Below are 22,238 nucleotides of genomic sequence, written 5' to 3'. Positions count from 1 at the left end.
GCGGTGATGGGGCCGTCGGGGTCGGGGAAGTCGACGTTGTTGCACTGTGCGGCCGGGTTGGATTTGCCGGATGGTGGGCGGGTCGTGCTGGCGGGGCAGGATGTCGGCGCGTTGCGTGAGCCCAAGTTGACGGCGGTGCGGCGGAAGCACGTTGGGTTTGTGTTCCAGTCGTTCAACCTGGTGGACGCGTTGTCGGTGTGGGACAACGTGTTGTTGCCGCAGCGGTTTGCGGGAGTGCGGCCGGACAAGGGTTGGGCGCGTGAGGTGTTGGAGCGGGTTGGGTTGGGGGGAAGGGAGAAGGCGCGGCCTGGGGAGTTGTCCGGTGGGCAGCAGCAGAGGGTGGCGTTGGCGAGGGCGTTGGCGGGGCGGCCTGAGGTGATCTTCGGGGATGAGCCGACGGGGGCGTTGGATTTGTCGACTGGGCGTGAGGTCTTGGGGTTGTTGCGGGGGTTTGTCGACTCGTCGGCGGCGACGGTGGTGATGGTGACGCACGATCCGGCGGCGGCGGCGTGGGCGGATCGGGTGGTGTTCCTGGCGGACGGCAGGCTTGCGGGTGAGTTGGTGTCGCCGACGGCGGAGCAGGTTGCTGCTCGGATGACGGAGTTGACGCGATGATGGTGAAGTTGGCGGTGACGAGTGTGCGGCGGCGGATCGGTGCGTTTGTCGGGACCTTTTTGACGGCGTTCTTGGCGGTTGCGTTGATTTCGGGCAGTGGGCTGTTGTTGTACTCCGTGTTGACGGCTGGGCCTGGTGGGGATCGGTTCGCCGGGGTTGATGTGGTGGTGGCGGCGGAGCGGTCGGTTGAGCTCACCACGGAGGTGGACAAGGGCGACAAGGTCAAGGTGAAGACCAAGACCGAGCGGTTGATCGGGGCGGCGGTGTTGTCCCGTGAGGTGGTGGGGTTGGTTGCGGCTGCACCTGGTGTGGGTGAGGTGGTGGAGGATGTGGCGTTTCCGGTTGCGTTGGCAGGTGTGCGGGTGCCGGAGCGGGCTGCGGTGGTGGGGCACGGGTGGGTTTCGGCGCCGTTGACGCCTTATGTGTTGCGGGAGGGTGTTGCGCCTGCGGACGGTGAGGTGGTGGTGGGTGCGGAGTTGGGGTTGGTGGTTGGGCAGAAGGTGGGGATGACGACGAAGACGGGCACGCGTGAGGTGCGGGTGTCGGGTTTGGTGGACGGTGGGGTGCCGGGGCAGGTGGCGGTGTTCGTGGCTGACCGGCAGGTGGCCGAGTGGTCGGGGTTGGGTGGGCCGACGGCGGTTGCGGTGCGGTTGGTGGCGGGTGCGGAGTTGGGTGATGTCGTGGGGGCGCTGGAGGAGCTCGGGGTCGGGGTGTTCAGCGGGGCGGACAAGGTGGACGGCGATCTGCCGGGGGCGGTGCCGGATTACATCGGTGCGATCTCGATCTTCGGGTTCGTGCTGGGCATTACCGGGTTTGCGGCGGTGTTCGTGTTGACGGGGACGGTGTCGTTGGCGGTGCGGCAGAGGTTGCGGGAACTGGCGTTGTTGCGGACGGCTGGTGCGACGCCGCGTCAGTTGCGGCGGCTGCTGGGCACGGAGATCGCGCTGGTGACGGTGGTGGCCACGGTGCCGGCGTTGCCGGTGGGCGTGGTGGTGGCGCAGGTGGTGGCGGGGAGGTTCCGCGAGCTGGGGGCGGTGCCGGCGCAGTTCGAGGTGGCGGTGAACGTCCTGGTGTTGCTCGCGGCGGCGGTGGTCGGGTTGGTGGTGACGCTGGTGGCGACGTCGGTGGCGGCGCGGCGGGCGGTGCGGATCTCGCCGACGCAGGCGTTGCGCGAGACGGTGACGGCGGGGCGTGGCAGTCGGGTGCCGAGGGTGGTGGCGGCGGTCGTGCTGGCGGCGGGTGCGGTGGCGGTGCTGGCTTTGGTGCCGTTGGGCGGGCCGTTGGGCATGGGGATGGGCTTTGTGTCGTGCGCGCTGTTGTTGTGCGCGGTGGCCGCGTTGGGGCCGGTGGTGGTGGGTGCGGTGACGGCGGTGGTGTCGCGGGCGGTGGGGCTCGGTGTGGTGGGGAGGGTGGCCGGTGCGATGACGCGGGTCGAGAGTCGGCGGGTGGTGGGGGTGGCGATTCCGCTGACGCTGATGTTCGCGATCAACGCGACCATGTTGTCGAACGGCGACGTTCTTGGTGTGGTGACGGCGGAGCAGGAGGCGGCGCGGACGGCGCCGGCGACTTTGAGGGTGGCGGCGACGAACGCGCCCGGGTTGCCGTTGGTGACGGCGGAGAGGGTTGCGGCGCTGCCGGAGGTGACGGGGTCGGCGCTCACGGTGGGCACGAGGGTGGTCGTCGACCAGGAGGGGAAGCCGGAGGACTACCCGGCGCAGGGGCTGCGGTTGGCTGGTGAGTCCGCGTTGGACCTGGGGGTCGTGGAGGGTGAGCTGGGGATTTCGCGGGATTCGGTGGCGGTGAGCGGGCCGTTGGCGGAGCAGCGGGGGTGGGCGGTTGGTGATCGGCCGTCGTTCTGGCTGGCGGATGGCACGCGGGTGACGTTGGTGGTGGTGGCGGTGTTCTCGCACTGGCGTGGGTTCGGTGATCTGGTGCTGGACGCGGGGCTGGTGGCGGCGCACGACCCGCGGGGGCTGGTTGGCGCGGTGTACCTGCGTGGCGAGCCTGACCTGAGCGGGTTTCCGGTGGCGGTTGGCTCGGGTGGTGGGGGTCTGGAGGAGAACCAGCAGGCGGCGTGGGAGTTGATGGTGGCCGTGTCGTTGGGGTTCACGGCGATCGCGGTGGTGAACACGTTCGCCATCGCCACCGGGGCGCGGCGGAGGGAGTTCGGGGAGTTGCGGCTGGCCGGCGCCACGTCGCGGCAGCTGCACCGGTTGCTCGACCGGGAGGCGTTGATCACGGTGGTGGTCGCGTTGGTGCTCGGCTGCGCCGTCAGCGGGGTGGTGGTCGGGGCGTTCAGCGTGGCGCAGGACGGGCAGTGGCGGTTGTTCGCCGACCCGGTGCGGTACTTCGGGATGGTGGCGGGTGTGGGGCTGCTCGGCTTGGTGGCGGGCGCGGTGCCCGCACGTGTGGTGGTCCGGCGGCGTGCCCTGCCTCAGCTAGGTTGACCAGGTGTTTTCGCGAGCGGCCAGAGGACTGGCGCACCTGGCGGCCGGGCTGGTGATCGGGCCTGCCTCGTTCGTCTGGGCGGTGGTGACGACGCTGGCGTCCGGGCTGCTGTCGTTCACGTACCTGGGGCCGCCGGTGTTCCTGGTGGTCACGTGGGTCAGTCGGCGGATCGCGCGGCTGGAGCGGTGGCGGGCCGGGTGGGTGCTGCGGCGCGCGATCGGCGACCCGTACGGGCCCGTGACCGGCGCGAACCCGTGGACGCGAGGGCGTTCGGTGATCCGTGAGCCGGGGACGTGGCGTGACCTGGCGTGGCTGCTGGTCGGGTTCCCGGTGGGGCTGGTGACCGGGGTGGTCGGCGTGGTGGCCGGGGTGGTGTGGGTCGGCACGGTGCTCGCGCCGTTGTGGTTGTGGGCCGTGCCGAATCCTCGCGTGTACCCGGTGGCGGACCTGCTGTTCAACACCGTGGGCGGGCGGTTCGCGTTGGCGTTGGTGGGGCTGGTGGCGGCGTGGCCGGTGTGGTGGCTGGTCGCGGCGGTGTCCCGGGTGCAGGCGTCCGTGGCGGCGCGGTTGCTGGAGGCCGGGCCGCGGGCACGGCTGCGGCAGCAGGTCAGCGCGTTGCGGGCGACCCGGCTGCGGGTGGTGGACGCGCAGGCCGCCGAGCTGCAGCGGATCGAACGGGACCTGCACGACGGCGCGCAGGCCCGGATCGTGGCGGCGGGCATGACGTTGGCGTTGGCGGACCGGAAGCTGCGCGCGTCGGGGTTGGCGGAAGACCCGGCGCGGGCGGACGTGGTGAACGCGCGGCGGCAGTTGGACGAGGCGCTCGCCGAGCTGCGGCGGCTGGTGCGCGGGATCTACCCGCCGATCCTGACCGACCGGGGGCTGGTGGCGGCGTTGACGGCGTTGGCGGGTGACGCGCCGTTGACGGTGGTGGTGGACGCGTCGTCGGAGTTGGGCGAGCTGCCGGCGGCGGTGGAGTCGGCGGCGTACTTCGTGGTCGCGGAGGCGTTGGCGAACGCGGTGAAGCACGCTGGCGCGGACGAGTGCGTGATCACGTTGCGGCGGTCGGAGGTGTTGACGGTGGCCGTGCGGGACGACGGGCGGGGCGGCGCGGACCCGGCCGGCTCCGGTTTGGACGGGCTGCGACGCCGGGTCGAGGCGTTGGACGGCACGATGGAGGTCACCAGTCCACCGGGTGGGCCCACCACCGTCCTCGCGGAGTTCCCATGCGCATCGTGATCGCCGAAGACCTGCTGCTCCTCCGCGACGGGCTGGTGCGGATGCTGACCGACACCGGGCACACCGTGGTCGCGGCCGTGGACAACGCGCCGGACCTGGAGCGGGCCGTGCTGGAGCACCGGCCGGACCTGTCCATTGTGGACGTCCGGTTGCCGCCGGGCTTCCGGGACGAGGGGCTGCGCGCCGCGCTGTCCGTGCGCAAGCAGGACCCGAAGGCGCCGATCCTGATCCTGTCGCAGTACGTCGAGCGCACGTACGCGACCGAACTGCTGGCCGACGGCAACGGCGCGATCGGCTACCTGCTCAAGGACCGCGTGACGGCGTTGGACGAGTTCCTGGACGCGCTGGACCGGGTAGCCGCGGGCGGCACCGCGATGGACCCGGAGGTGATCCGCCAGCTGTTCGCCCGCAACACCCGTGACCAGCGGATCTCCGCCCTCACGGTGCGGGAGCGGGAGGTCTTGGCGCTGGTGGCGCAAGGTCTGTCCAACTCGGCCATCTGCGCCGAACTCGTGCTCGCGCCGCCGTCGGTGGAGAAGCACATCAGCAACATCCTGACCAAGCTGGACCTGCCGCCAGCGGACAACAGCCACCGGCGCGTCCGGGCGGTCCTGGCGTATCTCAACCAGTGAGCCCGGGCGTCACCCCATTAGGGTCGACGGGTGCCTATCGCATTCGACACGACCGGCTTCCAGCAGCACGACCCGACCACTTGGGTGAACCCCGCGAACGGCGACCAGGTCAGCCTCACGTACTTCGACCTGGTGCCGGACCTGCCCGCGTCGTTGGACGAGATGCCGAAGCTGCGGCACGACCTGGCCGTCACGACCGGTGACGTCGGCTGCCTGATCGAGGCGCACCACGTGCGGCTCGGTGACGTGCCCGCGTTGTTGCAGGTGGTGAAGGTGCCGCTGCCGAACCAGCCGTCGGGGCAGGTGTTCATCGGCTCGTTCACCGTGCCCAAGGCCGACAGCAGCGCCGTGCTCAAGCTCCAGGCGGCGGAGCAGGGGATGACCGGGATGCGCGAGGCGGTGCTGGTCGCGCAGCTCGGGTTCGAGGGGTGGGTGATGCCGCACCCGTACGCGCCCGAGGTGGAGGGGCGGCTGCCGTTCCACGCGGGCGACGATCCGCGTTACGACGCGCAGTTCGCCGACCACCCGTTGTCCCGGGTGCGGGCGTGGGCGCACCACGTCATCCGCACGGCGCGGGTCGACCCGCGTTTCGCCGCGCTCGCGCCGTTCCAGCCCGCTGCTCCGGCTGCTGCTCCTCCCGGTCCGGCGGTGGGGTCGACGTTGACGACGGTGGTGCCCGGTCTGCCGATCGGCGGCTACCTGCCGTTGTGGATCGACGACGAGTGCACGTTCTGGCGGATGACCGAGCCGGACGCGGTGCTGGAGAAGCTGGCCCTCGGCGTGCTCGCGCGCACGCCGTTGACCGACCGGCGGTTCCGGGACCTGGTCGCGCTGGACGAGTCGTCGGCCACGATCATGCTGCCCGACCGCTACCGCTCCGAGGACGGCGGCATCGCCGGCGGCATGGCGGAGCTGACCCGGGTGACCGGGCTGGAGGCGCACGAGGCGTTGACCACGGACACGCTGCTGGAGGCGTTCCGGTGGATCGGCCGGGTGAGCGTGGCGGCGGCGCAGCGGGGCGAGTACGTCACCGTGGAGCCGGGCACGCACACGGCTGAGCTGACCGAGCCGTACGTGCTGCTGGCCGTCCAGGAGCACGAGGGCCAATCGGTCTCGATCGCCCAGACCACGCCCACGCCGCCCGCCGAGACCCCGATGTGGCTGGGCCAAGCGTCCCTCAACGCGCCGGCGACGCGTGAGTCGATCGAGGCGGGCGGCCTCCTGGCCATGTACGCGATGAACACGTGGGGCGAACACCCCCTCCGCCTCTGCCTGACCTTCACCCCCCACTAACCCGAGAGTCCTACCTCCAGCGTTCGAGAGTCCTACGTTCACGCACCCTGAATTCAACGCTCACGACGAGCGGCACGTCGGCTGAGCGTTGAACTCAGGTGTCCTGGGCGTAGGACTCTCGCGCGTTGAACGTAGGACTCTCGGGTGCGTGCGTTTGGGTCAGGTGGGGAAGGCGTGACACTCTGAGGGGACACAGCCCGCATCCGGGCTGCTCGCCCACGGTTCACGGATCCGGCTCCCGGGCATCGACGGGGCCACGTGGACGCCGCCTCGCGCGCACGGCACGTTCCACCGCTCTCGCTCCGCCTTACGGCATGACGTCCACACCACCCGTGTGGCGTGCGTGGCCGTCCCGACTCACCCCCACGGGAGCACGTCATCAGCATCTCCACACCGCTGCCGCCCGCGGTCGGCGCACCTCGCGCGCTCACCGACGTGTACGGCCCCGGCGTCGCGGTCTGCGCGAGACCGGCCGTCACCGCCGGGAACCGGCACCGCAACACCGTCGACGCGCTCTCCGCCCGTCCGATCGCGGTCGCCGGGGACACGACGGTGATCTGCAGCGCGGGCGGCACGGACCCGGCGCTGCTGGCGCAGCTGCGCGACGGCGGCCTGCCGGTCGGCGACGACCTGCGCGACTTCCGCGACGAGGCCGGGTTCGCCGCCCGCGTCGCCGAGGCGATGGCCGACGGCCTGCCGATCTCGATGGAGTACCCGCACCCCACGGCGCTGTGCCCCGACGAACGCGTGGTCAAGACCGCCCACCTCGTCGGCTACCTGAACAACAAGGCCACCATCAGCACGTTCGTCGCCCCGCGCTTCCACGCCCGCCGCAGCGTCGTCACGCGCGCCGACCTGGACGAAGCCGCACCGGCGGAGAAGTCCTGGGTCCTCAAGGCCGCCACGAACGACGCGCACGGCGGCAGCCTCGACGTCTACCTGCACGAGGCGGGCGACCAGGTCGCGTTCCCGGCGTTCACCGACCTGCTCGGCGAGTTCGTGATCGAGGAGTACCTGTACCTCGCGCGCAACTGGGGCGTCCAGCTGTACGTCGGCCCGGACGCCGTCGCCCGCCTGCTGGCCGTCACCGAACAGCGCGTCGACGACACCGGCGTCTACGTCGGCGGACGGTTCGGCCTGGTCAGCGCGCCACCGGCCGACCTGCTCGCGGAGTGCCTGGCGATCACCCAACGCGCCGCCGACGTCGGCTACCGCGGCCTGTGCAGCCTGGACTGCGCCGAAACGCTCGACGGGCAGCTGGTCATGCTCGACCTCAACTTCCGGATCACCAGCGGCTCGATCCCGCTGCTCGCCCTGCAGTCGGTCCGCCCCGACGCCCTCGACGGGTACGCCGAGTCGCTCAAGCTGACCGCCGCCGCACCGCTGGCCGACCTGCTCGCCCACGTCCGACCGGCGCTGAACGCGGGCGGCGTGCTCATCACCTCGGGCCACGACACCACCCGCACCGACAACCCGGTCGTGCTCAGCACCCTCCAACTGCTGGTGTTCGGCGACGACCCGGACGACGTCACCGCCCGTCGCAGCGCACTGGAGCTGACCCGCTAAGAGCCGCGACACGCCTGCTGGGCCCACGTCCAGCAGGCGGTGCTTGTCCGTCGAGCCAGACCAGGTGCGCGCGCCGCGTCCCCGCCGACCGGGAGCTGATCTCGAACAGCGTCCGGGCGGTTTCCGCGTTCTGGGAACTCAGGTGGAAGCCACCTTCCACGGCGTTGACCTCGGCGCGGTCGGCGTAGGCCAAGCCGTAACCCGCGACGCGGGCGTCCTCCGCGTCGCCGTACTCCTCCACGATGGCGAACAACCGAGGCGCCTCGCCTGCCGCGAGCCTGCGAATAACTGCGGCGAAGTCCTCTTCGCCCCACGGCTTGATCGTCAATGGTGCTGTCTGCTCGTTCACGCGCTTTTCCTTCCCAGCCACTGGATGAGGTCTGCCAACTCTTCGCCGGGCAGCAGGGCGTTGCCCGTGGTCACGGTGAACACGTTCGGCTCGTGCAAGCCTCGAACCGACCACCATTCCCACACTGAAGCGGCGTCGGTGGTGGCTTCTTCGATCGGTCGGAGGCACGGGCTGGTAACGGGTCGCTCGTCCACCGGACTGGTGAAGCGTCCGTCGTGCCAGATGGCTCCGGGGACGACGGGCCAGCCGAGCGCGGCGTAGTCGAGAGCCGCTTGCAACATCGTGGGCGGTGGGGACTTCGGTGCAATTCCTCGCATTGAGCTTCCTTGTTTCCTGGCATGAGCACTCGACAGGGTCGAAGCATTTGACGACCGATCCGACATTCGACACGCTACGATCAGCGGGGATCAGTCGGGAACTGACTGGTGGTGCGAGTGCGTCCGACACGGCGAACGGCGACGTGGGAGGTGTGCATGCGGACTAGTGCCGCAACACCGACCGGCGGTCGGGGTTCGCGTGCCACGGGCGTTGTGGCCGGGTTCGTGCTGAAGCTGAGCCGGCAGACGGCCGGGCTCACCCAGGAGAGGTTCGCCGAACTCCTCGGCGTCGATCCCACCACCGTGCAGGGTTGGGAATCGGGACGACGTCCACTGGCCGCCGTCGGCGCTGGTGAACTGGTGAAGCTCAGTGCGAGGCTGTCCAGAGCAGGAGCACCGGCGTCCACCGGACGACACCTGAACGAGGCGATCGAGGCGGACCTCGTACTCGCCACCGGAATCACGGCCGGTGACTCGTGGGTCGACCCCGATCACCACCCACTCGCCGCCGCGGTGCACCGCAAGACCATCACCAACCTGATCACCTGGCCTTTACCGGAAACACACCGCCACAATTGGGCGAGTTCATCTCCAAGGTGCCTCGACGGGGCCCGGTCACACCACACCCGCTGTTGCACGCGGACGAGCGCATGCGGTTCTTCGACCACTTGATGCACGTGACGGAAAGAGCCGGACACGCGGTCGAACCGCTCCTGCGGCGGCAGGCCGTGTACCTGCTCGGATTTGATCGGCGAACGCAGGTTGTCGATTGGCTGCGCGACGAGTGGCGTCGGGTGGGCCGCCAGGCGATCCCCGAGAACGACATCACCGGGCTGCTCGAGGCACGATCCGCTTCGGTCGCCCTCGCCTCCACTGGCGAGAGTGGGCACATCCAGGACTTCGTGGGCCGGATGTCGGGGACGCGCGACGAGGTGGCGAACTTGAACTACTGGGCGTACTGGATCGGCGAACTCGGCGACGTGCGGACGGACGACTCCTTCATGCGGGACGCGGACACCGGCACGTGGAGCGGGAGCGCGCTCCTCGCCCACCTCGCGAATCGCCGACTCGCTGTCCCGGACAGGACGGGACCAAGTCGCCGGTCTCCAGTACGCCCTCCGAATCTCCGCACACTAGGAAGTGCACATGTCAGACGATGCCGCGGCCATCGCCGCCTTCGGCTACGAACTGGGTGTGCTCAAGCGCATACGTCGGGCCGGGTGGTGGCACGCGGGGGTGCGGGATCCCGAGTCGGTGGCCGAGCACACGATGCGGGTCGCCCAACTGGCCGCACTGATCGCGGCAGAAGAGGGGGCCGATCCGGCTCGCGCCGCATTCCTCGCCCTGTGGCACGACACGCAGGAGACCCGCACTGGGGATCTCCCCCACACCGTCAGCGGGTACATCGCGAAGCCCGACCCGCGCGCCATCACGGCCGACCAGACGGCGCGGCTGCCGGAGAGGTCACGCCAGGTCGTCCGGGACGCGGTCGAGGAGTACGAGGCGAAGGAGTCCGGCGAGGCGCGGTGCGCGAGTGACGCCGACAAGCTGGAGATGCTGCTCCAGGCCGTCGAGTACCGCGACACCGGCGTGCAGCGCGTCGACGGGTGGATCGACTCCGCCCGTCAGAGCCTCAAGACCGGCACCGCACGCCGGATCGCCGAGGCCGCGCTCACCCTCTCGCCGCTCGCCTGGCGTGACCGCTAGGTCGAGGCGCGCACGACCAACTCGGTCGGCAGGATCGACGCCGCCGGCGGTTCGCCCTGGATCTGTTCGAGGAGCAGGCGGACCATCTCGCGGGTGATGCGCTGGAACGGCTGCCGCACGGTGGTCAGCGCCGGCCGGGTGGAGGTGGCGATGCTGGAGTCGTCGAACCCGCCCACCGCCACGTCCTCCGGCACGCGCCGGCCGGAGTCGTGCAGCACGTTCAGCGCGCCCGCGGCCATCAGGTCGGACGCGACGAACACCGCGTCCAGGTCCGGCGCGCGTTCCAGCAGCGCCGCCATCGCCGCCTCACCCCCGGCACGGCTGTAGTCGCCGTGCGCGATCAGGTCCGGTGAGGCGTCGGGGCCGAGCACGTCCCGGTAGCCGGCGAGCCGTTCGACGCCGCCGGGCGTGTCGGGCGGTCCGGTGATGGTGGCGATCCGCCGACGGCCGCGTGACCGGAGGTGCTCGACCATCAGCCGGGCGCCCGACCGGTCGTCGGCCGCCGCGTACGCCACCTGCCCCTCGTGCCCGATCGGCTTGCCGCAGGCCACGACCGGGATGCCCGAGTCGCGCAGCTCCTCCAGCAGCGGGTTGCCGGTGTGCGACGACACGAGCAGCACGCCGTCCACGTGACCTGCGGCGATGAACCGGCTGGTCCGCTTGCGCTCCACCTCGGTGCTGGCGGTCATCAGCAGCACCGGCACGTCGAGTTCGGCCAGCTCCTGCGTGCAGCCCTGGAGCAGGATGCTGAAGTTGGGGTCCTCGAACAGCCGCTGCTGCGGCTCGGTGAGCACGAACGCCACCGAGTGCGCCCGCTGCGTGACGAGGCTGCGCGCGGCCGGGTTGGCGACGTACCCGGTGGTCCGCACGGCCTTCAGCACGGCTTGGAGCGCGGCCGGGCTGACGTTGCGCCCGCCGTTGAGGGCGCGCGACACCGTGCCGCGCGACACCCCCGCGGCGGCCGCCACGTCGTGGATGGTCGGCCGGTTCCGCGCCGCCTTGCTCCGCTCGCCGCTCATGGCTCCCTCATGCTTTCACCGCTCCGGAGAGCAAGTCGATGCGCCAGTATCGCTGCAACGTGAGGAACAGCGCGATCAAGGGCAGCACCGACACCAGCGAACCCGTGACGACCAGGGTGTACAGCGCGGGCGTGGTGTTGCCCTGCTTGAGCATCGTGTAGAGCCCCAGCGTGACCGGGAACTTCCCGTCGTCGCCGAGCATGATGTAGGGCAGCATGAAGTTGTTCCAGATCGACACGAACTGGAACAGGAACACCGTGACCAGGCCCGGGACCATCATCGGCAACGCGATCGAGCCCAGGATCCGCGCCTCGCCCGCGCCGTCGGTGCGGGCCGCCTCGATCACGTCCTCGGGCACGGACGCCGCGGCGTAGATGCGGGCCAGGTAGATGCCGTACGGGCTGACCACGCTCGGCACCAGCACCGACAGGTAGGTGTCGGTGAGGCCGATCTTCGACATCAGCAGGTACTGCGGGATGGCCAGCACCACGGCGGGCACCAGCACGCCCGCGATCAACGCGTTGAAGATCAACGCCCGGCCGCGGAACGAGTACTTGGCCAGCGCGTACCCGGTCACGCCGGACAACGCCGCCGACAGCAGCGCGCCCACGCCCGCGTACAGCGCGGAGTTCGCCATCCACCGCCAGAACACGCCGTCGCGGTACGAGTCGAGCTCGCCGAGGTTCGCCACCAGCGACGACCCGACCGACAGCGTGGTCGTGGAGAACAGCTCGCCCGTGCTCTTCGTCGCGGCGATCAACACCCACGCCACCGGGAACAGGCAGTACGCCGCCCCCAGCAGCAGCACGAACGTGGGGAACCCGCCCAGGCGCGTCCTCACCGCTCACCCCCGAACGCCCGCGACCGCGTCACCCGCAGCAGCCCGAACGAGATCACGAACATCACCACGGCGATCAGCACGGACGTCGCGGCGGCCGAGTAGAGGTCACCGCGGCCGAACGCGTCCTGGTAGACCTTCATCAACGGCGTCCAGGTGAGCGAGAGCGAGTTGGTCAACGGCGCCAGCGTGGTCGGCTCGGCGAACACCTGGAGCGTCGCGATGACCGAGAACAACGACGTCAGCACGAGCGCGGGCGCCAGCAGCGGGATCTTGATCCGCATCGCGACCTGCCACGGCGTGCAGCCGTCGATGCGGGCCGCCTCGTACAGGTCGCGCGGGATGGACCGCAACGCCGTGTAGAGGACGACCATGTTGTAGCCGACACCGCCCCACACCGCGATGTTGGCCAGCGCGAAGTAGATCCCGGTCGGCGACAGCAGGTCCACCCCGGGCAGCGACAGCTCGCGCAACGCCTGGTTGAACGGGCTGGTGCCCGGCAGGTACAGGAACCCCCACAGCAGCGACGCGATGACGCCGGGCACCGCGTACGGCAGGAAGATCGCGATCCGGCTGAACCCGCGGGCCCGCACCCGCTCCTCGTCCAGCAGCAGCGCGAACACCAGGGCCAGGCCCAGCATCGTCGGCACCAGGATCGCGCCGTAGCCGAGCACCCGCAACGCGCCCGCGCCGAGTTCGGGGTCGGTGAGCGCGCGCGCGTAGTTGTCCAGGCCGACGAACACCTCGGACCGGCTGCCCTTGCCCAGGCCCAGCCCCTTGACCTCGGTGCGGAACAGGCTCAGGTACACCGTGTAGGCGATCGGCAGCGCGAACACCAGCAGGAACAACACCACCGCCGGGGCCACGAAGGCGTACGGCGCCAGCTTCGGCGCCGCACCACCCCGTCCGGTCATCCGGGTCGACGTCAACTCAGCCGCCGACCGTGAATCCGTTGGCCTTCATGTCGTCCACGGTCGCGCCCTGCATCTTCGCCAGCGTGGGCACGAGGTCGCCGCCCGCGCTGATCGCCTCGGCCATCGCGTTCTTGTACGCCGTGTAGGTGACGTTGACGTTCGGCCCCCACGTGAAGCCGGACGACGTGGCGGCGATCTTCGCGGCGAGGGTGTAGAAGTCCGGCTGGTTCGGGAAGAACGCGGGCGGCTGGGACAGCGCCTCCTGCGCCGACGTCGCCGCCGGGTAGATGCCGCACTCCTTCACCAGCGCCTCGACGGCGGCCGGGTCGGTGTTGAGCCAGAGCGCGAACTCCGTCGCGGCCTTCTGCTTCTTCGAGCCGGCGGTCACCGCCGTGGTCGAGCCGCCCCAGTTGCCGGTGCGCGGCTTGGCGGCGTCCCACTGCGGCATCGGGGCCATCGCCCACTTGCCCTGGGTGCTCTCCGCGTTGCCCTTGAGCACGCCCGGCGCCCACACCGCGCTCAGCCAGCCGATCTGCGTGCCGTCGTTGAGCGCCTTGTTCCACTCCGGCGTGTACATCGGGGACTTGTCGACCGCGCCCTCGGCGACCAGGCCGCTCCAGTACTGCGCGACCTTCTTGGTCGCGGCGTCGTCCACGGAGACCTTCCAGGTATCGCCGTCGACGCCCCACCACGAGGCGCCCGCCTGCTGGGCGAGGCCCGCGAACCAGCCCGGGTCGTTGGACGAGAACGTGCCGAGGAACTTGTCCGGCGCCTTGGCCCGCAGGTCACGGGCGGTCTGCGCGTACTCGTCCCACGTCGTCGGCACCTTCAGGCCGTACTGCTCGAACAGGTCGGCGCGGTAGTAGAACATCATCGGGCCGGAGTCCTGGGGCACGGCGTAGACGCCGCTGCCGCCCAGCGTCACCTGGTCCCAGATGCCCGGCGCGAACTTGTCCTTGGCCGACGCCGCGCCCTCGGAGATGTCGGCCAGCACGTCGTTGCTGACCAGGGTCGGCAGCGCCTGGAACTCCACCTGCGCCAGGTCCGGCGGGTTGCCGCCCTTGGCGCTGGTCAGGAGCTTGGTCACCAGGTCGTCACCCTGCGCCTGCTTGCTGAAGACGACCTTCGTCTCCGGGTGGGCGGCGTTCCACTTGTCGACCACCTTGTCGATGTCGGGCGCCCAGGCCCAGAAGGACAGTTCGACCGGGCCGTCGGCGGACTGCTCGGCGCCACCGCCGCAGCCGGCGAGCAGGGCGAGGCCGAGTCCGAGTGCCAGGGCCTTCTTCGCGATGTCGAGTCGCATGAGGTCTCCGGGGGTTCCGCGTCGCTGACGCCACTGCCAGCGAGAACCGCGCTGTGAACGTGCACAGTAGTTGTCCGCACGTCACGCCTGTCAACCTCTTGACACCCCGTCTTATCTGCACCGTAATCTGGCGACCAGACCGTGCACGTTCACATTCACTGGAGTGTTCATGACGTTTGTGGTGCCTCGCCAGGCCGACGAGCGGGCCGAGGAGGACCTGGTCGCGCCGCGGCTGCCGGTCGGCGTGGACGGGCTCGTCTACGGCGGGGACTACAACCCCGAGCAGTGGCCGGAGGAGGTGTGGGTCGAGGACGTCGCGCTGATGCGGCAGGCCGGGGTCAACCTGGTCAGCGTCGCGATCCACGCGTGGGCGGCGCTGGAGCCGCGGCCCGGCGAGTTCGACTTCGGCTGGCTGGACCGGCTGCTCGACCTGCTGCACGGCGCCGGCATCGCGGTCAACCTGGCCACGCCGACCGTCGCGCCGCCCGCGTGGCTCTACCGCGCGCACCCGGAGATCCGGCCGGTCACCCGGGACGGCACGGAGCTGGAACGCGGGTCGCGCGCGACGTTCTGCCCGAGCGCGCCCGCCTACCGCCAGGCCGCCGCGACCATCGCCCGGCAACTCGGCGCGCGGTACGGCGAGCACCCGGCCGTGGCGCTGTGGCACGTGCACAACGAGTACGGCGCACCGGTCGGCGCGTGCTACTGCCCCGAGTCGGCCACCGCGTTCCGGCGCTGGCTACGGGCCCGGCACGGCGACCTCGACGCGCTCAACGAGGCCTGGGGCACCAGCTTCTGGGGCCAGCGCTACGGCGAGTGGGCCGAGATCGAGCCGCCGCGCGTCTCCGGCACGACCGGCAACCCGGCGCACGAGCTGGACTTCGCCCGGTTCTGCTCGGACGAGCTGCTGGCCTGCTACACCGCCGAGCGCGACATCCTGCGCGCGCACTCGGCCGTGCCGATCACCACGAACTTCATGACCACCAACTGCAAGTCGATCGACTACTGGCGCTGGGGGCGCGAGGTCGACGTGGTGGCCAACGACCACTACCTGACCGCGGAAGCCGACCGCAACCACATCGACCTGGCCATGTCGGCGGACCTGACCCGCGCGGTGGCGGGCGGCCGGCCGTGGATGCTCATGGAGCACTCCACCGGCGCGGTGAACTGGCAGCCGCGCAACATCGCCAAGCGGCCGGGCGAGATGCGCCGCAACAGCCTGGCCCACGTGGCACGCGGCGCGGACGCGGTGATGTTCTTCCAGTGGCGCGCTTCCCGCTTCGGCGCGGAGAAGTTCCACTCCGCGATGCTGCCCCACGGCGGCACGCGCAGCAGGCTGTGGCAGGAGGTCGTGCGGCTGGGCGGCGACCTCGGCGCGCTGCACGAGGTGCGCGGCAGCGTGGTGCGGGCCGACGTCGCCGTGCTGTGGGACTGGGAGTCGTGGTGGGCGCTGGAGCTGGACTGGCGGCCGTCGGTCGACCTGTCCTACCGGGAACGGGTCGGCGCGTTCTACGAGCAGCTGTGGGACGCCCGGCTGACCGTGGACTTCGTGGCGCCGGAGGCCGACCTGGGCGGTTACCGGCTCGTGGTGGTGCCGTCGCTGTACCTGACGTCGACGGCGGCGGCGAAGGTGCTGCACGACTACGTGGCCGGTGGCGGCACGCTCGTCGTCTCGTACTTCTCCGGCATCGTCGACGCCAACGACGCCGTGCACCCCGGTGGCCACCCCGGCGCGTTGCGGGACGTGCTGGGGCTGGAGGTCGAGGAGTTCCTGCCGCTGCGGGCCGGCGAGGAGGTCACGCTGGACGGAGGGCTGCGTGGTGACGTGTGGGCCGAGCACGTCCTGCCGGCCGGCGCGGAGACCGTGCACTCCTATGTGGACGGTCCGGCGGCCGGCGGTCCGGCGGTGACCCGGCACCGGCTCGGCGCGGGCGCAGCCTGGTACGTCTCGACCAGGCTGCGCGGTGCGGCGCTCGCCTCGGTGCTGCGCGAGGTCTTCCCGGAGGCGGGCGTCGAGGCGCGGGACGACCTGCCGCGTGACGTGGAGGTGGTGCGCCGTCGCGGCGCCGACGCCGACTACCTGTTCGTGCTCAACCACACCGACGCCGAGGTGCGGCTGGCCGCGTCCGGCACCGAGCTGCTCACCGGGCAGCGGTGCGAGTCCGAGTTGACCGTGCCGGCGGGCGGGACGGCGGTGCTCAAGTCCTGAACGGATTCACCGGGGCCGTCCGGGAGGACGGCCCCGGTCAGCGCGCGGCGAGCCACCGGCCCCACGTGGTCTGGCGCACGTACGGCTTCGGGTGCGCGGCCACGTGCAGCAGGAACTCGGCGCGCAGCCGCACGTCCGGGTCGTCGTCCACCAGCAGGGCCCGCATCCGCTCGTCGAACCGGTCGTCGGCGATGTGCCGGACCAGCCGCGCGTACAGCCAGTCCTTGCAGCGGTAGCGGCGGCGGACCACGTCGGCGACCAGGTCCGTCATGCCCGGCCGGATGGCCTCCGGCACGCCGCGCTTGTCCAGCGCGCGCAGCAACACCGCTTTGCGGCCCCAGGCCGACCACAGGCGTGAGGCCGGCGCGCCCCAGTCGTCCGGGTAGCGCCCCTCCCAGTCCAGGTAGAGCAGCACGAACGGCGCGTGCCGGTCCCGCAGTTCCCGGTCGTCGCCCCACACCGGCGCGGTGAGCTCCATGATCGTCTGCCCGTAGTGGTGCCGGAAGGCGGCGCGGGCCTGGTCCATCTCGGCGGCCAGGTGCGGCTCGCTCGGCGCGGGCGTCCCGGCGCGCGCCCACACGTCGTTCGACCAGCGCAGGGCCTCCGCCGCCGCCTTGATCGACGCCTGGTGCCGGGCCAGGGCCTGCCGGCGGACGGCGTCGTCGGACGACACCAGCCCCCACACCCACGACGGATCTCCCACGAACTCCACGGGCGCGATCCTCGCACTACCCCCTCGTACGCGGTACTCCGCATTCCGTAGTACCCTTCATCGCACACCACCGGGGAGAAGCGCATGGACACCAGCCAGCTGCTCAAGGGGGTGCTGGACCTCGCCGTCCTTGCCGTGCTGCGCAAGGAGGACGGGTACGGCTACGACGTGCTGCGCAGACTGCGCCAGGGCGGGTTGGACGGCGTCGGCGACGCGTCGGTCTACGGCACCCTGCGCCGGCTCTACCACGCCGGACTGCTCACGTCGTACGTCGTGCCGAGCGAAGAGGGCCCGCACCGCAAGTACTACAGCCTCAACGAGCCGGGCCGTGAACGGCTGCTCGAATCCGGCAAGACCTGGAAGTCGTTCGCGCGGACGTTGGACGACCTGTTGGGGGAGGGTGCATGAGCACGCAGACGAACACCGAGGTCAAGCACTACCTGGACGCCATGCGCGACGCGCTGTCCGACCTGCCCGCCGCCGAGGTCGCCGAGATCATGGACGACGCGGGCGCGCACGTGGTCGAGGTCGCCGACGAGATGGGCGACGAGTTCTCGGCGGCCGCCCTGATCGACCGCCTCGGCACGCCGCGCGCGTACGCCGAGGAACTGCGCGTCGCGGCCGGGTACCCCTCCCCCACGTCGCCCACCGCGACGGGCGACCGGCCGACGATCCTGGCCAGGTTCGCGCTCTGGAGCATGCTGGCGGCCACGGTCATGGCGTTCGGCTTCGCCATCACGCGCGGCGACATGGAGGAGGCCGCCTTCCTCACCGCCCTCTGCGCCGCGGCGGCCACCGTGCTGGTGTTCCGGCACAACGGCCTGATGGCGGAGATCGCGAAGCTGTCGGAGACCGTCGCCATCAAGGACGCGCTGGCGCGGGTCGAGAAGTCGGACATCGGCAAGGCGTTCGCGTCGCTGCGACCCTTCCAGCCGCTGTGGTGGATCGGTCGCGCGTTGCTCATCGGCGCGGGCGGCGTGCTGGTGTACCGGCCGGACCTCATGTTCCTGGTGGCGCTGGCGCTGGCGGCGGTGTCGTTGCTCGCCGGCCCGAAGGCGAAGACCGACCGCCGGTGGCTGTGGATCAGCCTGCCCGCGACCGGGTTCGCCCTGGGCGTCCTGCTGGTGATCCTCGGCACGCTGGCGAACCGGTACGACGGCTACCCGGTCAGCAGCTCGCCGGTCTCCTACAACCCGGCGCCGCAGACCCACGACAACATCTACGTGTTCGACAAGGACGGCAAACCGCTGACCGACGTCCACCTCTACGACGAGGAGGGCCGCCCGCTCAACGCGCCGTGGTACGGCTGCGACGGCGACAGCCGCAGCGACAACCGCTTCCCGCGCCCCAAAGTCGTCCACGACGAGCAGGGCTGCCACGAAGAGCCGGGCGTCCCCTTCACCGTCGTGATGCCGACCGTCCCCACCACCACCACCACCGCCCCCATCACCAGCACCACCGCCCAGCCACAGGCAACCGGCACCCCGTCGCTCGCGCCGACGACGACCGTGACCACGACGCCCGTGGTGACGCCGACCGGCTGACGCGGCGACGCCCCGTCACCAGGGGGTTGGCGGGGCGGTCGAGTCGCGGACGACCAGGTGGGTGGGCAGTTCGACCCGGTCGGCAGCGGGTGGGTGGCCGGCGATCAGGTCGGCCAGCATCCGGCCCGCTTGCCGGCCCATCGCGGCCAGTGGTTGGCGGACGGTGGTCAGGGATGGGGTGCAGCGGTGGGCGGCGGGGAGGTCGTCGAAGCCGACGACGCTCAGGTCGGCGGGCACCGTCAGGCCCGCGGCGCGGGCGGCTTCGACCACGCCGAGGGCCTGCTCGTCGTTGGCCGCGAAGATCGCGGTCGGGCGGTCGGGCAGGCGCAGCAGGTCGTCCGCCTCCCGTCGGCCGCCCTCGCGGGTGAAGTCGGCGTGCCGCACGTAGGCGGGGTCGACGGCGATGCCGGCGCGTTCGAGGGCGAAGCGGTAGCCGTCGACGCGGGCACGGCTGCACAGCACGTCGCGCGGGCCGCCGACGACACCGATCCGCCGGTGCCCGAGCGACAGCAGGTGCTTCACCGCCGTGACACCGCCCGCCCGGTTGGCGGCGGCGACGCTCAACAGGTCCGGCGCGGCCGCGTCGACCGGGTCGATGTGCACCAGCGGCACGCCGGCGCGCGCGAACACCCGTTCCTCGGCCACGCTGATCGGGCACGTCACCAGCAGCACGCCGGCGCGCCGCGCCTCGACCACGTCGACGGCCCACGACGTGCCGCGGCCGACCGCCGAGGACAGCACCACGTCCAGCCCGGAGTCGACGACGCCCCGCATCACCTCCATGGCCCACGCGCTGTTCAGGGCGGGGAAGACCAGCTCCACCAGCGGCGCGACGGGGTGTGGACGCTCCGCCGACAGCTCACGCCACCGGATCGGCCTCACCCGGCTCACGTAGCAGGTGCGCGACCTCAACAGACTCACGCCACCGACAGTATCGAGAATTTCGCGAAAGACAATCGCCGCTCTGAACTGCAACGATTCACCTGCCCAGCGACGAAGTCGCCTACCGAAGAGCGTCGCCGAACACTAGAGGTTTCGGAGAAGTTTCGGAAGCTCGGCGACCCGCGCGTGCGACCAGGGAGCACACCCGGACGGCTCCGGGGCAGAATTCGGGCGTCCGAACTCCGACCGCGGGAGGCCACACCGTGAAGTACCTGATGCTGATCTACGGCAACGAGCAGGTGTGGAACAGCGTGGACGCGGAGGAGTTCGCGAAGCTGGTCGCCGACGTGGACGCGTTCAACGCGGACCTGCGGGAGTCCGGCGAGCTGGTCGACTCGCAGGGCCTGGTGTCCCGCCCGCGGTCGGTGCGCGTGGTCGGTGACGCGCCCGTGGTCACCGACGGGCCGTACCTGGAGGCCAAGGAGTACGTCGGCTCGTACTTCGTGGTCGACGTCGACAGCGAGGAGCGGGCGATGGAGATCGCCCGGTCCTACCCGGCCCTGCGCTACAGCCGCGGCCTGGGCGGCGGTCTCGAGGTGTGGCCCCTCATGCGGCACGGCGGCGACGACCTTTGACCGCCGTCGAGCACGTCCTGCGCACGCTGACGCCGCAGGTGCTCGGCATCCTCGTGCGCAGGCACGGCGACTTCGCCCGGTGCGAGGACGCCGTGCAGGAGGCGCTGATCAACGCTGCCGACACGTGGTCGCGCGACGGCGTCCCCGAACACCCCCTCGGCTGGCTCACCACGGTCGCCGCACGCCGTTACGTGGACCTGGTGCGTGCCGACGCCGCGCGGGAACGCCGGGAGCGGGCGCTGTTCGACGCCGTGCCGCGCGACGCGCTGCTCGCGCCGCCGCCGGACGCCGAGCCCGCGCGCGACGACCTGCTGGAGCTGCTGTTCCTGTGCTGCCACCCCGCGCTGACCGCGCCGTCCCAGATGGCGCTCACCCTGCGGGCCGTGGCCGGGCTGACCACCGCCGAGATCGCCGCCGCGTTCCTGGTGCCGGACAAGACGATGGGCCAGCGGATCTCCCGCGCCAAGCAGCGGCTGCTGGAGGCGGGCGCCCGGTTCGAGCTGCCCGCCGACCGTGAACGGGCGCTCGCGGTCGTGCTGCACGTGCTCTACCTGCTGTTCAACGAGGGCTACAGCGCCAGCGCCGGCACCCGGCTGCGCCGTCCCGACCTGACCGGGCAGGCGATCCGGCTGACCCGTGAGCTGCACGACCGGCTGCCCGACTCCGGTGAGACGGCCGGCCTGCTGGCGTTGATGCTGCTGACCGAGGCCCGCGGCGCGGCGCGCACCGGCCCGGACGGCGACCTGGTCCCGCTGGCCGAGCAGGACCGGTCGCGCTGGGACCGCGCGGCGATCGCCGAGGGCGCCGACCTGGTGACCCGCAGCCTGGCCGCCCACCCCGTCGGCCCGTACCAGGTGCAGGCGGCGATCGCGGCCGTGCACAGCGAGGCGGCCACGGCGGAGGACACCGACTGGCCGCAGGTCCTCGCGCTGTACGACGTGCTGCAACGCCTGGCGCCCAGCTCGGTCACCGCCCTGAACCGGGCCGTGGCCCTGGGCGAGGTGCGCGGTCCCCGTGCCGCCCTGGACGTCGTCGCCGAGCTGGAGCGCGGGGTCCTGGCCGGCAACCACCGGCTGCTCGCCGTGCGGGCGCACCTGCTCGAACGGGCCGGTGACCCCGACGCGGCGAGCGAGACGTTCCGGCAGGCCGCACGGCTGGCCGGCAACGTCCCCGAACAGCGGTTCCTCCTCCGGCGGGCGGCCCGCTGCGCCGCCGCCGAAAAAACTTCCGGGTCGACGTAGAACTCGCGTCGCCGGCTCCGATCCCCTCCCGAGCGACCCCGCCGGGCGTCGCCGGGAGGAAGGAACGCAGCCATGACCAAGGTGACCGCGCAGCTGTCGGTGTCCCTCGACGGTTTCTACGCCGGCCCGCGCCACGAGGGCGGCGGCGACTGGCTGGAGTCCGCGGAGGCCGCGGCGTTCTTCCGCGTCACGCGCTGGGCGATCAGCGCGATGGCGTGGCGGGAGCGGCAGGGCTTCGCGGGCGGCGAGCAGGACGTCAACTCCGACATCATCAAGGAGAATTTCGAGGCCGCGGGCGCGTACGTGATGGGCCGGCGGATGGCAGACGGCGGCGAGGTGCCGTGGGGCGAGGAGCCGCCGTTCCGCGCGCCGGTCTTCGTGGTGACCCACCGGCCGCGCCAGACCCTGGAGCGCAAGGGCGGCACGAGCTTCACCTACGTCACCGGCGGCGTCGAGAGCGCGGTGGCGCAGGCGAAGGCCGCGGCCGGTGGCAAGGACGTCGCGGTCGCCGGGGGCGGCACGCTGGTCCGCCAGGTCCTGGCCGCCGGCCTGCTGGACGAGCTGGAACTGCACATCGTGCCGGTCGTGCTCGGTGACGGCCTCCGCCTGCTCGACGCCGACCTCGGCCTCGGGCTCAAGGAAGGCATCGAGCTGACGCCGACCCGCGTCCTGCACACCCCGGGCGTCACCCACGTCCGCTACACCGTCGAGGGCCGCGCCCCGCTCGTGCTGGACGACCGGGGTCGCGGCAACTGAGCCGTGGTGCGGCGGGGCC

At 71.4% G+C, this 22,238-nt stretch carries 22 protein-coding genes; 14 read left to right on the top strand and 8 right to left on the bottom strand.

The window, feature by feature from the left end; translation table 11 throughout:
* The 6 genes from ADK67_RS48125 to ADK67_RS48100 all read left to right on the top strand — a co-directional run.
* The coding region (locus tag ADK67_RS48125; protein ID WP_053723345.1) for an ABC transporter ATP-binding protein at nucleotides 1-615 on the top strand (615 nt) is incomplete at its 5' end.
* Between the two features lie 506 nt (nucleotides 616-1,121).
* On the top strand, nucleotides 1,122-3,062 hold the full coding sequence (locus ADK67_RS55015) for an ABC transporter permease (RefSeq protein WP_269436198.1): 1,941 nt from the start codon (nucleotides 1,122-1,124) through the stop codon (nucleotides 3,060-3,062).
* Between the two features lie 4 nt (nucleotides 3,063-3,066).
* Entirely contained in the window at nucleotides 3,067-4,302 is a 1,236-nt protein-coding gene (locus ADK67_RS48115; protein WP_231648726.1) for a sensor histidine kinase, read from the top strand.
* Nucleotides 4,290-4,934, top strand: a complete 645-nt coding sequence (locus ADK67_RS48110; protein WP_053723340.1) for a response regulator transcription factor — start codon at nucleotides 4,290-4,292, stop codon at nucleotides 4,932-4,934. Before ADK67_RS48115 ends, ADK67_RS48110 begins: the two co-directional genes overlap by 13 nt.
* A 30-nt stretch (nucleotides 4,935-4,964) precedes the next feature.
* Nucleotides 4,965-6,227 carry a hypothetical protein gene (locus ADK67_RS53255; protein WP_063797971.1) on the top strand — a complete coding sequence of 421 codons (1,263 nt, stop codon included), beginning with the start codon at nucleotides 4,965-4,967 and terminating at the stop codon, nucleotides 6,225-6,227.
* A 339-nt stretch (nucleotides 6,228-6,566) separates the two neighbouring features.
* Nucleotides 6,567-7,793: a hypothetical protein gene (locus ADK67_RS48100; protein WP_053723339.1), complete on the top strand. Its 1,227-nt coding sequence runs from the start codon at nucleotides 6,567-6,569 to the stop codon at nucleotides 7,791-7,793.
* Here the strand turns inward: ADK67_RS48100 and ADK67_RS50355 are convergent.
* Together ADK67_RS50355 and ADK67_RS48095 are read right to left on the bottom strand one after the other, a co-directional pair.
* Nucleotides 7,756-8,142: a hypothetical protein gene (locus ADK67_RS50355; protein ID WP_197289959.1), complete on the bottom strand. Its 387-nt coding sequence runs from the start codon at nucleotides 8,140-8,142 to the stop codon at nucleotides 7,756-7,758. The two genes, ADK67_RS48100 and ADK67_RS50355, sit on opposite strands and share 38 nt — an antisense overlap.
* A complete protein-coding gene (locus ADK67_RS48095; protein WP_053723338.1) occupies nucleotides 8,139-8,423 on the bottom strand; it encodes a bifunctional DNA primase/polymerase in 285 nt (94 codons plus the stop codon). Before ADK67_RS48095 ends, ADK67_RS50355 begins: the two co-directional genes overlap by 4 nt.
* 192 nt (nucleotides 8,424-8,615) lie before the next feature.
* Between ADK67_RS48095 and ADK67_RS55610 the strand changes: the two genes are divergently transcribed.
* Nucleotides 8,616-9,131: a helix-turn-helix domain-containing protein gene (locus ADK67_RS55610; protein WP_082404910.1), complete on the top strand. Its 516-nt coding sequence runs from the start codon at nucleotides 8,616-8,618 to the stop codon at nucleotides 9,129-9,131.
* Between the two features lie 474 nt (nucleotides 9,132-9,605).
* A complete protein-coding gene (locus ADK67_RS48090) occupies nucleotides 9,606-10,166 on the top strand; it encodes an HD domain-containing protein (protein WP_053723337.1) in 561 nt (186 codons plus the stop codon).
* On the opposite strand, the gene ADK67_RS48085 is transcribed toward ADK67_RS48090, so the two are convergent.
* The 4 genes from ADK67_RS48085 to ADK67_RS48070 are packed head-to-tail and all read right to left on the bottom strand — an operon-like array spanning nucleotide 10,163 to nucleotide 14,240.
* A complete protein-coding gene (locus ADK67_RS48085; RefSeq protein ID WP_053723336.1) occupies nucleotides 10,163-11,185 on the bottom strand; it encodes a LacI family DNA-binding transcriptional regulator in 1,023 nt (340 codons plus the stop codon). The two genes, ADK67_RS48090 and ADK67_RS48085, sit on opposite strands and share 4 nt — an antisense overlap.
* 7 nt (nucleotides 11,186-11,192) lie before the next feature.
* Complete coding sequence (locus ADK67_RS48080; RefSeq protein WP_053723335.1) at nucleotides 11,193-12,026, bottom strand: carbohydrate ABC transporter permease; 834 nt, start codon at nucleotides 12,024-12,026, stop codon at nucleotides 11,193-11,195.
* Complete coding sequence (locus ADK67_RS48075) at nucleotides 12,023-12,937, bottom strand: carbohydrate ABC transporter permease (RefSeq protein WP_053723342.1); 915 nt, start codon at nucleotides 12,935-12,937, stop codon at nucleotides 12,023-12,025. Before ADK67_RS48075 ends, ADK67_RS48080 begins: the two co-directional genes overlap by 4 nt.
* Before the next feature lie 16 nt (nucleotides 12,938-12,953).
* Nucleotides 12,954-14,240 carry an ABC transporter substrate-binding protein gene (locus tag ADK67_RS48070; protein WP_053723334.1) on the bottom strand — a complete coding sequence of 429 codons (1,287 nt, stop codon included), beginning with the start codon at nucleotides 14,238-14,240 and terminating at the stop codon, nucleotides 12,954-12,956.
* Nucleotides 14,241-14,409: 169 nt separating this feature from the next.
* On the opposite strand from ADK67_RS48070, the gene ADK67_RS48065 reads away from it, so the two are divergent.
* Nucleotides 14,410-16,449: a beta-galactosidase gene (locus ADK67_RS48065; RefSeq protein WP_082404912.1), complete on the top strand. Its 2,040-nt coding sequence runs from the start codon at nucleotides 14,410-14,412 to the stop codon at nucleotides 16,447-16,449.
* Between the two features lie 37 nt (nucleotides 16,450-16,486).
* Here ADK67_RS48065 and ADK67_RS48060 read toward each other — a convergent pair whose 3' ends face one another.
* On the bottom strand, nucleotides 16,487-17,161 hold the full coding sequence (locus ADK67_RS48060; protein ID WP_053723333.1) for a hypothetical protein: 675 nt from the start codon (nucleotides 17,159-17,161) through the stop codon (nucleotides 16,487-16,489).
* Nucleotides 17,162-17,245: 84 nt separating this feature from the next.
* On the opposite strand from ADK67_RS48060, the gene ADK67_RS48055 reads away from it, so the two are divergent.
* Complete coding sequence (locus tag ADK67_RS48055; RefSeq protein ID WP_053723332.1) at nucleotides 17,246-17,569, top strand: PadR family transcriptional regulator; 324 nt, start codon at nucleotides 17,246-17,248, stop codon at nucleotides 17,567-17,569.
* Nucleotides 17,566-18,705, top strand: a complete 1,140-nt coding sequence (locus ADK67_RS48050) for an HAAS signaling domain-containing protein (RefSeq protein WP_053723331.1) — start codon at nucleotides 17,566-17,568, stop codon at nucleotides 18,703-18,705. The genes ADK67_RS48055 and ADK67_RS48050 overlap by 4 nt, the downstream gene beginning before the upstream one ends.
* A 15-nt stretch (nucleotides 18,706-18,720) precedes the next feature.
* Here the strand turns inward: ADK67_RS48050 and ADK67_RS48045 are convergent, their stop codons facing one another.
* Complete coding sequence (locus ADK67_RS48045; protein WP_231648725.1) at nucleotides 18,721-19,626, bottom strand: substrate-binding domain-containing protein; 906 nt, start codon at nucleotides 19,624-19,626, stop codon at nucleotides 18,721-18,723.
* Between the two features lie 224 nt (nucleotides 19,627-19,850).
* Between ADK67_RS48045 and ADK67_RS48040 the strand changes: the two genes are divergently transcribed.
* The 3 genes from ADK67_RS48040 (at nucleotide 19,851) to ADK67_RS48030 (ending at nucleotide 22,219) form a co-directional block, all read left to right on the top strand.
* On the top strand, nucleotides 19,851-20,222 hold the full coding sequence (locus tag ADK67_RS48040) for a YciI family protein (RefSeq protein ID WP_053723329.1): 372 nt from the start codon (nucleotides 19,851-19,853) through the stop codon (nucleotides 20,220-20,222).
* Nucleotides 20,219-21,463 (top strand): RNA polymerase sigma factor, encoded by a 1,245-nt coding sequence (locus tag ADK67_RS48035; protein ID WP_053723328.1) that lies wholly within the window; start codon nucleotides 20,219-20,221, stop codon nucleotides 21,461-21,463. The genes ADK67_RS48040 and ADK67_RS48035 overlap by 4 nt, the downstream gene beginning before the upstream one ends.
* Nucleotides 21,464-21,535: 72 nt before the next feature.
* Nucleotides 21,536-22,219: a dihydrofolate reductase family protein gene (locus ADK67_RS48030; protein WP_053723327.1), complete on the top strand. Its 684-nt coding sequence runs from the start codon at nucleotides 21,536-21,538 to the stop codon at nucleotides 22,217-22,219.
* The last annotated feature ends 19 nt before the right edge of the window (nucleotides 22,220-22,238 follow it).

It is taken from the genome of Saccharothrix sp. NRRL B-16348 (assembly GCF_001280085.1).
Taxonomy (GTDB): domain Bacteria; phylum Actinomycetota; class Actinomycetes; order Mycobacteriales; family Pseudonocardiaceae; genus Actinosynnema.
Note: the sequence above shows the minus strand (reverse complement) of the source record. Positions and strands in the feature narration are given on the sequence as shown.